We start from the raw sequence: 13716 nt of genomic DNA, 5'->3' as shown, positions 1-13716 counted from the left end.
AAAGTTTTACGTACTTTAACTGAATCAACCTATGAAATTCAGCCTCAGCAAAGTCATTATGAATCTCTCGAAGTAGATGAGTTCTGGAATTTTGTTGGAAATAAAAAGAATAAACAATGGCTTATTTTTGTTCAAAAGTCATATTTTACCTCGGAGAAACCGGACATTTTTATTGGTGAGAATATAGACACTTTAAATGGGTTCTAACACTCTCGTTTCGTATAACAGCCATTATGTTAAATGGACATAAATCAATTCTAAAATTATCTATGATCATTCTTACTTTTACTTCAGTACTGCGGTTAGGGTGGATAGAAAAGGGCCTAACTGCTATCATTGCCCCCGAAACCCTCCAAAATAGATATCTTTCTTAATATGACACTTACGCCACCATAAGTTTATTTATCTCTTAAAACAGTAAATAACTCATCACTGTCTAGTGATGTGGTGTAGTAGCTTGTGTGTCATATATCACATCACTAGCCTTTCCTAAAATTTAAAAAAATAGGCTATTTTCATGTTATCCACTATTCGAGAACAATGGTTCTCCAATATTCGCGGGGATGTTCTTGCGGGTATTGTTGTTGCTTTGGCTCTAATTCCTGAAGCAATTGCCTTTTCAATTATTGCAGGTGTCGACCCTAAGGTAGGGTTATATGCTTCATTCTGTATTGCCGTGGTGATTTCTTTCGTAGGCGGTCGTCCAGGGATGATTTCTGCTGCAACTGGTGCTATGGCTTTATTAATGGTCACACTGGTTAAAGAGCATGGTCTGCAATACTTATTAGCAGCCACAATTTTGACAGGATTTATTCAAATCCTAGCAGGCTATCTAAAATTAGGTGCATTGATGCGCTTTGTGTCAAAGTCGGTTGTGATTGGCTTTGTGAATGCCTTGGCTATTCTAATTTTTATGGCCCAATTGCCTGAACTCACCAATGTGACATGGCATGTCTATGCGATGACAATTGGTGGTTTAGCCATTATTTATCTATTCCCCTATATCCCAGTAATAGGCAAGCTTTTACCCTCTCCCCTCATCTGTATTGTACTCCTCACGCTCTTTGCCTTGTTCATTGGTTTAGATGTAAGAACCGTAGGTGATATGGGGCAATTACCAGATACTCTTCCAATTTTCTTGCTTCCTGATATTCCTTTAAATCTTGAAACTTTAGCTATTATTTTGCCTTATTCACTGGGATTAGCAGCCGTCGGTTTGCTTGAATCTATGATGACAGCAACGATTGTCGACGATTTAACAGATACCACCAGTGATAAAAACCGTGAGTGTAAAGGACAAGGCGTTGCCAATGTCGCTTCAGGCTTCTTAGGCGGAATGGCAGGCTGTGCCATGATCGGTCAATCAATTATTAATGTGAAATCTGGTGGTCGTACCCGTTTATCTACCTTTAGTGCGGGGGTCTTCCTGTTAATTATGGTGGTGTTTATCAGTGACTGGCTCAAAGTCATTCCAATGGCTGCACTGGTTGCCGTAATGATCATGGTTTCAATCGGAACATTTAACTGGGATTCACTGCGCAATATTCGCCAATATCCCTTCTCTAGCAATATCGTAATGATAGCGACAGTGGTTGTGGTTGTTGCCACACATAACCTGGCTTATGGCGTATTAGTCGGTGTTCTTCTTTCTGCATTATTTTTTGCTAACAAAATTGAACGCTACATGGCAATTCAGTCCGAATTTAATGAACCTGAAAGTACCCGTACTTATACGGTGACGGGTCAAGTGTTCTTCAGCTCGGCAGATAAATTTACGTCTGCATTTGATTTCAAAGAAGCACTTTCAAAAGTTGTGATTGATGTTAGTCAGGCTCACTTTTGGGATGTGTCTGCGGTCGCTGCCGTAGATAAAGTGGTCATTAAGTTTAGACGTGAAGGAACAGAAGTCGAACTGATTGGAATGAATGAAGCCAGTAAAACGTTAGTCGATAAGTTTGGTATCCATGATAAGCCAGATGCTTTAGATCGCTTAAATAGCCACTAAGAGGGATGAATTATGTCAAAAATTATTGCATGTATTGATGGATCATTAGCAACAAATACCGTTTGTGATTATGCAGCTTGGTTTAGCGATAAATTGAATTCACCTCTTCAGTTATTGCATGTCATTGATAAGCCAAAAGCGAAAGCACCACAAGATTTAAGTGGTGCAATTGGTCTAGGAAGTCGAGAAACCTTGCTAAACGAGTTGGTTGAACTGGAAGAACGTAAGGGGAAAATTGAGCTAGAGCATGGCCAAATTCTTCTTCGGGAAGCAAAAAACTATCTATTGGAGAAGTTCTCTATTGATGCTCAAAGCTTTCAACGCCATGGCAGTCTTTTAGAAACAATCATGGGAATGGAAGAGGATATTCGAGTTCTTGTTATGGGTAAGCATGGAACTGAAACCGAGCACAATTCCAGTAAAGTTGGAACCCATATTGAAAATGTTGTTCGTGCTCTTCATAAACCCGTGTTAATCACATCCTCACCGTTTAGTCCACCTCAGTCATTTTTAATTGCTTTTGATGGAAGTCCTACTGCACGTATTTGTGTAGACAAAATTGCAAATAGCCCTTTATTAAAAACCCTGACAGCTCATGTGGTATATGTTGGTAAGCCAAATAGTGATATGACATCACAAGTCACTTGGGCAAAAGAGCTACTTGCAAATAATGGTTTTGATGTCATTGATAGTGTGCTTGAAGGTGATGTTGAGAAATCTATATTGGATTATCAAGAAAAAAACGTTATTGATATGATTGTGATTGGTGCATATGGTCATTCAAAGATACGCCAGTTTTTTATTGGTAGTACGACGACCAAATTGTTATCAAGTTCTACAAAACCAGTATTATTACTAAGATAATTTTTACAAGATAAAGGGATAGTTAAAAACTATCCCTTTTTTAGAATTTCTAAAATTAACATAATACACCTTATACGTAATGTGTTATAATTCCACTTAGAAATCAATGCTGTAGTTTCTAGTTGATAGCCCACCTTCCCCAAGGTGAGCTTTTTTTGTGATTTTTCACGTTCCACGCTTAAAATTCGAACAGTGTTTCATGATTTTTATAAGTTAAACTAAATTTAGTTGCTAATCCCAATAAGCTATTCACTAACTTGTAAATATCGGTATACCGCCTGACGACTAATCCCAAAAGCTTTCCCTAATGCCATTTTCGATGGATACGTCCCCTCCTTCCATGCTTGTCGTAAAGCTTCAGCTTGGTCAGGCTTTAGTTTATGCACCCGACCTTTGTACTTCCCCTGAGCAGAGGCGAGTTTTATTCCTTCCTTTTGCCGCTCTAAAATGATCTCACGTTCGAACTGTGCAAAAGCACCCATCATTTGAAGCATCAAATTATCCATCGGGGTGGATTCGGCTGTAAAAGTAATATTTTCTTTTACAAACTGGATGGCGATCCCTCGTTTGACCAGTTTATCTACTTCAGTGACCAAATCTTTTAGGCTTCGCGCAAAACGATCCATTGAATGTACAATCACCCTGTCCCCTTCCCGGACATAGTTCAACATTTCCTGAAATTTAGGTCGGTCAGTATTTTTACCTGAAGCACGGTCAACAAAAATCCGGTCGACCTCAATTCCTTCAAGTTGACGTCCAGTGTTTTGCTCGACAGAACTTACCCGGACATACCCTACTTTTTGGCCTTTCACTTTTTCACGCCCCAATTGGATAAAAATGAACAATTTCGTAAATTATAATTCTTTAACACTAAAGTTACATGTTACTTATGATTAAAAATCATTTAAATGATACATAATTTCATGAACTTTCAGATTGTAACTTTAGGGTATACTTTAAAGTTACACAAAACATCTATATGAAGACTAAAGTCCAAATTAGTGTTTATGTTGGTTCAATGTATTACATTTCGTATTTTCTATTTGTAACGTAATTTCAGTAATATTATGATTATGTTTTAGAACTTCTAAGGCCTTTTGATAGAGTTGATCTGTATTGCTATTCGGAGCAACCAAATGAGCAGTTAAATGAATATTTCTTGAGGATATAGCCCAGACTTTCAACTGATGAATCCCTTCAACGCCCTCTAGCTTCAATAAATCATTTCTTAACGACTCAATATCAATCTCATCAGGAACTCCTTCAAGCAGAATATGAATACTTTGTTTTAATAAAATCCAAGTTCGAGGTAAGACCCAGAAGCCAATTAACACAGCGATTACGGTATCAACCCACATCCACTGGGTAAAATAAATAACTATTCCTCCGATAATCACGCCTATCGATCCTAGAGCATCACTAAGAACTTCTAAATATGCACCTTTTATATTTAGACTTCCTTCAGCACTAGCAGAAAGGATTTTCATTGAAATCAAATTTATGACCAAACCAATGACCGCGACAATCATCATTCCAACACTTTGAATTTCAGCAGGATTCGTAAAACGTTGATAAGCTTCATATACAATATATATTGCTACCACAAAAAGCATCACCGCATTAAACAGAGCCGCTAAAATTTCAAATCGCTGATAGCCAAAAGTTCTTTTATCATCTGCGGCTTTTTTACCAATTTTGATAGCGGCAAGAGCAATAGCTAAAGCGGCTACATCAGTAAACATATGAGCTGCATCAGATAACAAAGCCAAACTTTGGGTAATAAAAGCAGCGACAACTTCTACTATTAAAAAAGTAGTCGTTAAACCTAAGGCAACCATTAACTTCTTACTATTTTCTTCAGTAACAACCGCATGGCTATGATCATGATGTTCTGACATAAAATATTTTCCTTATTCTATTTATGATGAGCAGAGATATTGGATAACAGCCAATATCTCTGCTGTAAATCGACTAATCTATTGGATTAAGAAACTTTCTTTTCATTTATCCAACGATAAAGCACGGGTAACAGCACCAAAGTTAGTAATGTTGAAGAGATAATCCCGCCAATCACTACGGTTGCCAGTGGCCGTTGAACCTCAGCCCCTGTTCCGGTTGCCAGCGCCATTGGTACAAAACCCAGTGAAGCCACACAAGCTGTCATCAACACTGGTCTTAAGCGCAAAATAGCCCCTTGCCACACGGCTTTATGCACTGGATATTTGTCCCTTAATTCCTTAATAAAGGTCAGCATTACCAGTCCATTGAGGACTGCAACACCAGATAAGGCAATAAAGCCAATTCCAGCTGACATCGATAATGGAATATCCCTTAGCCAAAGGAACAGCACACCACCGGTCAAGGCAAAGGGTACCCCGGTAAAGACCAATAGACTTTCTTTGACATTGTGAAAGACCGCCATCAGTAAAATAAAGATAGTGATTAAAGCCAGTGGAATCACGATTTGCATCCGTGCTTTGGCTGAAGCCAAATTTTCAAACTGACCGCCATATTCTATCCAATAACCACTTGGCAAAGTGTATGCTTTGAGCTGTGTCTGTACATCAGAAACAAAAGACCCTAAATCACGCCCTTCAACATTCGTTGTAACCACAACTCGGCGTTTACCATTTTCTCGACTGACTTGGTTGATTCCTTCAATGGTCGAGACTTGCGCGACATCCGACAATAAAATACTGCCACCATTTGGAAGCTGAATAGGTAACTGGGAAACAGATGCGACACTACGGTCTTGCTCTCCAAGACGGATAACAAAATCAAAACGACGATCGCCTTCTAAAATCTCTCCCACGCTTTGTCCACCAATACTTGCAGCCACCACATCCTGAATAGATTTCACACTCAAGCCATACTGGGCAGCTAAAGCTTTATCAATCTCTACATTGAGTAAAGGCAGACCCGAAGTTTGTTCAACTTTCACCGCACTGCTACCTGCGACTTGCTGAATGATTTTCGCGATTTTTGCAGCCTCAGTATTCAAAACCTGCATGTCATCACCAAAAACCTTCACCCCCACATCACTGCGTATACCTGAAATCAGTTCATTAAAACGTAGCTCAATAGGCTGAGAAAACTCACTGTTATTGCCGGGAATTGTCGCAAGATAAGCTTCCATTCGGGTTCGAAGTGCATCTAGGCTTTCTTTTGAATCTGGCCATTCCTCACGTGGTTTCAGCATGATATAACCATCGGAAATATTCGGTGGCATCACATCTGTCGCCACTTCAGCAGTCCCGGTACGGGCAAATATAGCTTTAATTTCGGGAAAGTTTTTCAGTAAAAGCTTTTCGGTATTTTCCTGAATACGTAAAGACTCTTCTAAGCCTGTACTTGGTGAACGTAACTGTTGTACCGCAAAGTCTCCTTCACTGAGCTGTGGTGCAAATTCACTGCCGAGTTTGGTACTGATAAATCCCGTAATCACTAATACACACAGTGCAAAAGTCAGCACAACTGCTTTGTATTGATACGAAATATCAAGAGTTTGCTGATATTTAGCTTTTAGCCATAACATCCAACGACTTTCTTTTTCTTGAATATCGCCTTTGACCCACAATGCCACAGCAGCAGGCACAAAGGTGATCGATAAAATAATGGCTGCAACAAGGGCGAGTACCACTGTCAATGCCATCGGATGGAACATTTTTGCTTCCACACCACTTAAAGCAAAAATCGGCAAATACACCACCAAAATAATAAGCTGACCAAAAATAAGAGGACGACGTGCTTGGCGGGCAGCCAGAAAAACTTCCTTAAAGCGTTCACTTTGTGTGAGAGGTCGTTTTAACAGTTGCTGTGTATGGGCTAAACGCCGGATACAGTTTTCGACAATCACCACAGCACCATCGACAATGATGCCGAAATCGAGTGCACCTAAACTCATCAGATTGGCACTGATATTTTTCTGTGCCATCCCGGTTAAGGTAAACAGCATAGAGAGTGGAATGACACAGGCAGTAATCAAGGCAGCACGGATATTCCCTAAAAACAGGAACAGAATGATGATGACCAGGATTGCTCCCTCTACCAAGTTTTTCTGAACGGTTTTAATCGCCTTCTCAACCAAGGTAGTACGGTCGTACACCGTTTCAATCACTACCCCTTTAGGCAAACTATTCTGAATATCTTGAAGCTTGGCATCCACAGCTTTAGAAACAGTCCGGCTATTTCCACCCATCGCCATCATGGCAATCCCTAAAACGGTTTCTTTGCCGTTATAGGTTGCCCCACCGGTTCTTAAATCATGCCCAATAGAGACTTGCGCAATATCACCAACCCGAATTGGGCTGCCATTTGGGCTACCCAGCATGGTGTTCTCAATATCAGAAAGCCCATTGAATGCACCCGGTACACGTACCGTCAGTTGCTGACCATTGTCTTCAATATAACCTGCACCTCGGTTCTCATTATTTTGCGCTAAAGCCTGTTGCAGTTGTTCTAATGAGATATTCAGTTGCTGCATCCGGTTTAAATCGGGAGAGACCACATAGGTTTTTTCAAAACCACCAATACTGTTGACCTCTGCAACTCCCTTAACACGTTGCAGTTGAGGACGCACAATCCAGTCCTGAATCTCACGCAAATCCATCGGCGTGTATGCAGTTCCATCCGGCTTTTTCGCATTCGGATCTGCCTTCAGTACCCATTGATAAATCTCACCGAGACCCGTAGAAACGGGGGACATCGTCGGTGCGATTTGTGCAGGCAACTCAGATTGCGCCTCCTGTATCCGTTGGTTAATCTGCTGACGGGCCCAATAAATATCAGTCCCATCTTTAAAGACAATGGTGACTTGAGAGAGTCCATAACGGGATATGGAACGGGTAAGCTCCAGATCCGGAATGCCAGCCATGGCATTTTCAATGGGATAGGTAATCCGCTGTTCGACTTCAAGCGCAGTAAAACCCTTGGCTTGAGTATTAATCTGGACTTGGGTATTGGTAATATCGGGTACAGCATCAATCGGGAGTTTCTGATAGCTATACACCCCGACCGCAATCCAGGTACAGACAAAGAGCAACACCCAAATCGCATTTTGTATGGAAAACTGAATGATTCGTTCGAATAAACCTTCTGGTTTTGGCAGATCAGAATTAATGTTCATGGCCTGCCTCGTCTTTTTCTAATTCAGATTTCAACAAGAAACTGCCTTGAGCGATATACTTCTGCCCTTCAGTCAGCCCAGAAATCACTTCAAGCCATTGTCCATCACTTGAAGCCTGCCCCAATTGCACTTTCTGTGCTTTTAAGTGGACTTGACCTTTTTGTTCTGAATCTACGATGAAAATACTGTCTTCACCTTCAATACTTTGCAGCGCAGACTTTTGAATCCGAAGGGCTGATTTTGCTGTAGCTTCCGGAATCAACACTCTCACTAACACATTAGAACGCAACTCAGTAGCTTGCGCATCGAGTTTTGCGCGCACCACCAGACGCCCTGTTTGTACATCTGCCTGAGAGGTTAAGCTTTGTACAGTAGCTTTATAGATTTGATCTGAATCATTCACTTTAAAGTCAATTTTTTGCCCGGCTTGCAGTTGACCTGAGAATTGATTCGGCAAATTAAACTCAAGCCATAAATCTTTCAGCTGTTCAATGACAAAGAGCTGATTAGCCAGTTGCACATTTTCACCGACCACAATATCTTTTTGACTGATCACCCCAGAGATCGGTGCTTTAATCAGAAAACGCCCATTGTTATTGCCACTTGCACCTAATGCATTTAAACGTGCTTGTGAGGACTGGACAGTAATCTGCGCTTGACGGTAGGCATTTTCGGCACGCTGGTAATCCTGTTTGGCAGAAATCCCCTGTGACCAGAGTTGCTGTTCGCGCTGGTAATCTTTACGGGCCAAATCCAGATTCACCTGTGCCATACGCAGATTTGCCTGTTGGTCGATCAGTTCAGGCACGATTAGTACAGCCAGCGTTTGTCCTTTTTGCACGCTCTGTCCTAAAGCCACATTGACCTGCTCGACATGACCACTAAAATTAGGCGATATATGCGCTTGTTGATCGGTATTCACCACCAATTTACCTGGCAGGGTTGTCAGCTTTTCAACCAATCCTGTGGATGCAACAGCAACTTTTAAACCTTGTTCAACCATTTGTTGGCTGGTCAGTTGTATTTCGCCTTCTTCAGCATGTCCTTCTTCAGAACTATCTTCATCAGAATGTTCGGCATTTCCCTCATCATGACCATGCCCCTCAGATTCAGTTTTTTTTGAACTTAACCAAATAACCAGACTGACCAAGACCGTAATCAGAATCAAAATTGCAATCATGAGAGACTGGGATATTTTTCCGTTTTGCTTGGCGTTCATTTTATCGTGCTCCCCCATTGATTAAATTTTGCGATGCTTCGACTGCCTTTTTATTCAGTTGTGTATAGGCATCCGAACGGCTAATTTCTTCATAACTTGTGCCAATACTGAGTGCCTCAGCTGCGAGGGCAGTTTGCCAAGCTTGACGTAGAATTTGTAATTGACCCAATCGAAGATTCTGCAGTTGGGTGGTTGCTTGCTGAACGTCGGTAATGGACAGTTTCCCTGCCTGAAACCCTTGTAAAGTACGGCTCTGAACTTTGGTCGCCAAAGTAACTTGTGCTGTTGTGGCATCGAACTGGCTACGTAAACCTTTGAGCTGATGCATGCTGTTGGCAATATTGAGTATTTGTTGCTTCAGCTCACGCTGCTGCTGTTGGTTCAGCAATATTTGCTGTTGCTGGACCATCGGGATCGCATATTGCTGGCGGTTGAAAATATTCAGTGGAATAGCCACGCCGATTGCCAAAGTCGTATCGTTGCTTTCATTAGGGGTTTTGCTACGTTTCATGCCTACATTTAAAGTCGGATTGGGACGTGCCTGAATTCTTAAATTTTCAATTTGATGATCCGATTGCTGAATGTTCAAGGCATAGAATTTTTCTAGCCACCCTTCAGCAATATACCGTTGCACAGTTTGGAGACTTTGCTCTGGCCAAGGGATAGCGGTTTTATTCAATTGAAGATGTGAAGATGTTTCTCCCCCCCACAAATTAGACAGCTGACGACCGGCAGCTTGTTTATTCAGCATCGCTTGCTGATAAAGTCGTTGGATTTCTAGCGCTTCAATTTGGGTACGCTCAAAATCAACCAGGGCAATACTGCCTGCCTGATAGCGTTTCTGGGCACTGTCCAGATTGGCTTTACTTGTTTTTAACTGTACTGAATAAGCAGACTGCTCAACCTCAGCAAGTGCAAATTGCGACCATGCAAATTTAACAATCAGTTGGCTTTGTGCCTTCCATAATTGCTGTTGCAATTGGATTTGTTGATTCGAGGTATTGGCAATCACCCGGTTCAGCTTACGCTGACCAAATAGATCTAGAGGTTGACTAACGCCAACATTGAATTCCTGTTCTTGACCTGAGCCAAAGCCAGACTGTTCTAAACTTATACTTGGATTCTGCCATAACCGACTTTGCTGAATATTCAATTCAGATATTTGCTGAACTTGTTGCCACAGCTTGTCTTGAGTCTGGTAACTTTGTACTTTTGCTAAAGCGGATTCAAAGCTGGTAACGTTTTCAGCATAGCTATATTGCATAGCCGCTGCACATATACAAGCAACCAAGCTATGACGCAAGAGTATAATTGATTGTGAAGACATGATTTTTCCCACTTATTTAAATAATAAAAGTGGTGGGAATGTTTTAGGCTACCCCACCATGAGCGGGGAAAATTCGGGAGGTGGGCTTTGTTGAAACAGGTCAGGAGCCTGATAGCTGTTTTTCCAATGAAATTGTGGATTCACTTTAACTTCAGAGCTTGGAGGAAACACATCTACTTTTTCATTTTGTACAATCAAATGCGTCATCGATGGTAGATGATCTTGATGATCTTCACCGATTTCTAAATCGCTACTGAATGTTTTTATGTTTTCTGACTGTCCATTATGATCGTGTTGACGACTATCGCTGGCACACAAGGTATTTTGGTGATGACCAAAATGATAACTCTGCTGTGATTGAGGCTGTTGTTCATGGACACAAAAGGCCGCCGCCACATTCCAAAAGCTTTGGAACATGAACAATCCAACCAAGACTGTAATCCATGTAGTAGAACGCATCATCATAACAATCGAAAAATTTGTACCAAGTATAAGGCTTAGAGCCACTCCAAGGTCAAGCTTAATAAATTAAATTAAACATTCAATGAACACTGAATAGCCGGCACTTTTGCAAATTTACCTTGTCTCTATAAGCTCACATCAATTTCAGGTAAGAATAACAATAGATAGTGAACCGTACCGGGTTTGTCGGAGACTTTTTATTTAAGTTAGGCCACCTGACCTAACGGGTTAATCTTATCATTGTACATTGCTTCAAACTCAAAAGGCGATACATTGTCAACGGCATTCTAAAATTGACCCCTTTTACCTTACAAATGGCAAAGTAAAATTGCCCCCTGAAATCAGAGAAAGAGCGGTTCAATTATTGATTGAATCTGAAAAAGATTATCCTTCTACTTGGGCAGCAATCACAGCTATTGATCCTAAAATCGGTTGTACTCCTGAAACATTGCGTGTTTGGTATCAAAAATATTTAGATCAACAAAATCCTGTCAAAGTACAACAGATATCTGATCAAGAAAAAATGAAGGGTAATCCCCCCTAAAATACTAGCTCTTTAAAAGAGGCAGTATTATGCTTTTACAACATGGTGTTTAACTTGAGAAACTGAATTTAAAACAATCTACTGTAACTCTTCCAGACAGATATGAAATTAATCCACCCCTAGCCCCTTAAACACAGCATCTACCGGATCTGCATAAAAGCTGGTCTGGAACTTGGTAAACAGTTCCACAGGAATCGTTGGGATATCTGCCGCACTACTCATTGGCAAAGCAACCTTCTTGGCACCCGCATCAAAAGCAACTTGCAGACATTCGGCAATACTTTCCACCGGTGTCACTGAACCACCCAAGCTCATATCACCCAGTACCACCATCTGACTTTGAACCGATCGTCCTAAGAGGCCAGAAGCGAAAGCCACTAAACTTGGCAGAGCAAGATGGCTGAGCGGCCCGGTATTCTGTAATTCAACCACATGTAAGTGGAAGTCATGTTCCAGCACCTTACTGCCACCCGATATTCTGGATGCATTGGCCTTGAAGTAGTCAAATGCGATCTTGACCTGCTCCTTGGCACTGCTTGAATTCCATAAGCCTGATGTCGCCAATTTTCCAGAACCTTTGGTCACTTGAAGTTCTAAGCGGTATAACCCCGGCATGCCTTTATTACTGAGCCCGATGGTATATAAGAAACCTGGCTTGGCTGGACCTTCGGGAATCAGTCCGCCACCACCCTGCTCTTTGACTGAGACAAAATGTTCTTCTAAGGTGTCATTGTCGATATAGCTGAAATGAACGTCATAGAATTCCATACCACCAATTTTCTTCAGCTGCTCTTTGACCCGACGGCGTACCTGCAGCGCATATTCCAGACACTGGCGTACATCTTCTTTATTAAACTGACCGTGTGGGTAGAGCAACTTCATCAATCCAGAAACCGTCTTGCGAACGGCAATCACATCGCGCTGATTCAGGTTATTTCCGAGTTTGAAGTACTTCTCAATGGCATCCGCAAAACTACGCTTACGCATTTCCCGGAAGAATTCAGCCAGATAATCAACGATTAGACCATAACGGTTGGTAAAGAATTCCGGACGCATTTTTGGAATTTCCCAACCTGGAATATAGGCATGAAAACGATCGAAGAATGCCGAATCGATCATGGCTTCAGGGAAAGGTGCCAAGAGATGGCTGGTTTTTACCAACGATTCGACGCTTTGGTTAATATTACCCACAAAAACCATCGAAGCTGAGGCTTCCATCTGTTCACGACCACGGGCAAAAGATCCTGAGGCCATATAGTCTTTCATGATCTGAACGCCATCTTTGTCCTTAAAGGAAATACCGGCAACTTCATCAAAGGCCACCACATCCCACAACCCCACCAGACCAATACGGCGGCTACTCATGTTATAGAACAGGTTGGCGACAGTCGTTTGTCCACCGGAGACTAAAATACTATTCGGTGAACACTCTTTGTAAATATGGCTTTTCCCGGTACCGCGTGGTCCAAGTTCACAGACGTTATAGTTATTTTCAACGAACGGAACCATACGCGCTAATAGGTGCCATTGCACGTCCTCTTTTAACGAAGCCGGTTCCATGCCGATCGAACGGATTAAACTCTCGCGCCACTGATCAGTGCTTAATGCTGCTCTGCCACTGAAGAGTTCATCCATATTCATATTCGGCATTTGAATCGGCTTGAGTAAACTCACCCCAAATGGAGAACTAGTCTGTCCTTCTTCAAAATAATAACTGAGCGTAGCAATGACCCAGATACCACCAACTAGTAATTTTTCATACTCTTTAACGATGCCTGCCGAGATTTCGGCATCTTTGATACCCAGATTACTAAAGGAGGCTTCGTATTTGTCCTTACGCTCATTCAGCTTTACGGTCACCCGATCAATGACCTTATAACTGCCACGTTCACGGACCAGGGATTTCACCTTCTCAGCTTCATCCGGTCGGACATAATTCTCAGCCAGTACGGTCTTTACGTTACGTAGTCCCTGTTCAATGATCTCTGGATCATCCGAGGCACAGTACATCCCCAGCAGGTATTCGAGTACATAGACCGGGACATTGGCCCCTTCTTTGATCAGTTTAGTCAGATCCTTACGTACCACCCGCCCGGCAAAGTGTTCATTCAGCAGCTGATCCAGTTCTTTATCGTTAGCAGATTCCATGTAGGCTACGCTCTATCGTTAA

General features: G+C 41.8%; 9 protein-coding genes and 2 pseudogenes. 4 read left to right on the top strand and 7 right to left on the bottom strand.

Annotated features, from left to right (window positions below):
* The 3 genes and pseudogenes from FTU09_RS12280 to FTU09_RS12270 form a co-directional block, all read left to right on the top strand.
* A pseudogene (locus FTU09_RS12280) lies at nucleotides 1-129 on the top strand (IS1 family transposase); the annotation flags it as partial.
* Nucleotides 130-517: 388 nt separating this feature from the next.
* Nucleotides 518-2005: a SulP family inorganic anion transporter gene (locus FTU09_RS12275; protein WP_005146104.1), complete on the top strand. Its 1488-nt coding sequence runs from the start codon at nucleotides 518-520 to the stop codon at nucleotides 2003-2005.
* 12 nt (nucleotides 2006-2017) lie between these two features.
* A complete protein-coding gene (locus FTU09_RS12270; protein WP_002115246.1) occupies nucleotides 2018-2869 on the top strand; it encodes a universal stress protein in 852 nt (283 codons plus the stop codon).
* A 245-nt stretch (nucleotides 2870-3114) separates the two neighbouring features.
* On the opposite strand, the gene FTU09_RS12265 is transcribed toward FTU09_RS12270, so the two are convergent.
* The 6 genes from FTU09_RS12265 to FTU09_RS12240 all read right to left on the bottom strand — a co-directional run bounded on the left by FTU09_RS12265 (nucleotide 3115) and on the right by FTU09_RS12240 (nucleotide 11002).
* Nucleotides 3115-3681: a recombinase family protein gene (locus tag FTU09_RS12265; RefSeq protein ID WP_120376091.1), complete on the bottom strand. Its 567-nt coding sequence runs from the start codon at nucleotides 3679-3681 to the stop codon at nucleotides 3115-3117.
* 186 nt (nucleotides 3682-3867) lie between these two features.
* Nucleotides 3868-4767 (bottom strand): cation diffusion facilitator family transporter, encoded by a 900-nt coding sequence (locus tag FTU09_RS12260; RefSeq protein ID WP_005028603.1) that lies wholly within the window; start codon nucleotides 4765-4767, stop codon nucleotides 3868-3870.
* A gap of 86 nt (nucleotides 4768-4853) precedes the next feature.
* Nucleotides 4854-7994 carry an efflux RND transporter permease subunit gene (locus FTU09_RS12255; protein WP_180080444.1) on the bottom strand — a complete coding sequence of 1047 codons (3141 nt, stop codon included), beginning with the start codon at nucleotides 7992-7994 and terminating at the stop codon, nucleotides 4854-4856.
* On the bottom strand, nucleotides 7984-9213 hold the full coding sequence (locus FTU09_RS12250) for an efflux RND transporter periplasmic adaptor subunit (protein WP_016658777.1): 1230 nt from the start codon (nucleotides 9211-9213) through the stop codon (nucleotides 7984-7986). The genes FTU09_RS12255 and FTU09_RS12250 overlap by 11 nt, the downstream gene beginning before the upstream one ends.
* A gap of 1 nt (nucleotide 9214) precedes the next feature.
* On the bottom strand, nucleotides 9215-10540 hold the full coding sequence (locus FTU09_RS12245) for a TolC family protein (protein WP_035269736.1): 1326 nt from the start codon (nucleotides 10538-10540) through the stop codon (nucleotides 9215-9217).
* A gap of 48 nt (nucleotides 10541-10588) precedes the next feature.
* Nucleotides 10589-11002 carry a cation efflux protein, CzcI-like gene (locus FTU09_RS12240; RefSeq protein ID WP_257226862.1) on the bottom strand — a complete coding sequence of 138 codons (414 nt, stop codon included), beginning with the start codon at nucleotides 11000-11002 and terminating at the stop codon, nucleotides 10589-10591.
* 292 nt (nucleotides 11003-11294) lie between these two features.
* Between FTU09_RS12240 and FTU09_RS12235 the strand changes: the two are divergent.
* A pseudogene (locus FTU09_RS12235) lies at nucleotides 11295-11531 on the top strand (hypothetical protein); the annotation flags it as partial.
* Nucleotides 11532-11654: 123 nt separating this feature from the next.
* On the opposite strand, the gene brxL reads toward FTU09_RS12235, so the two are convergent.
* The gene (gene brxL, locus FTU09_RS12230) at nucleotides 11655-13694 is read right to left on the bottom strand and encodes a protease Lon-related BREX system protein BrxL (RefSeq protein WP_005021615.1); all 2040 of its coding nucleotides are present in this window, start codon (nucleotides 13692-13694) and stop codon (nucleotides 11655-11657) included.
* Between the last annotated feature and the right edge of the window lie 22 nt (nucleotides 13695-13716).

Source organism: Acinetobacter sp. YH12058 (assembly GCF_013419805.1).
Lineage (GTDB): Bacteria > Pseudomonadota > Gammaproteobacteria > Pseudomonadales > Moraxellaceae > Acinetobacter > Acinetobacter towneri.
Note: the sequence above shows the minus strand (reverse complement) of the source record. Positions and strands in the feature narration are given on the sequence as shown.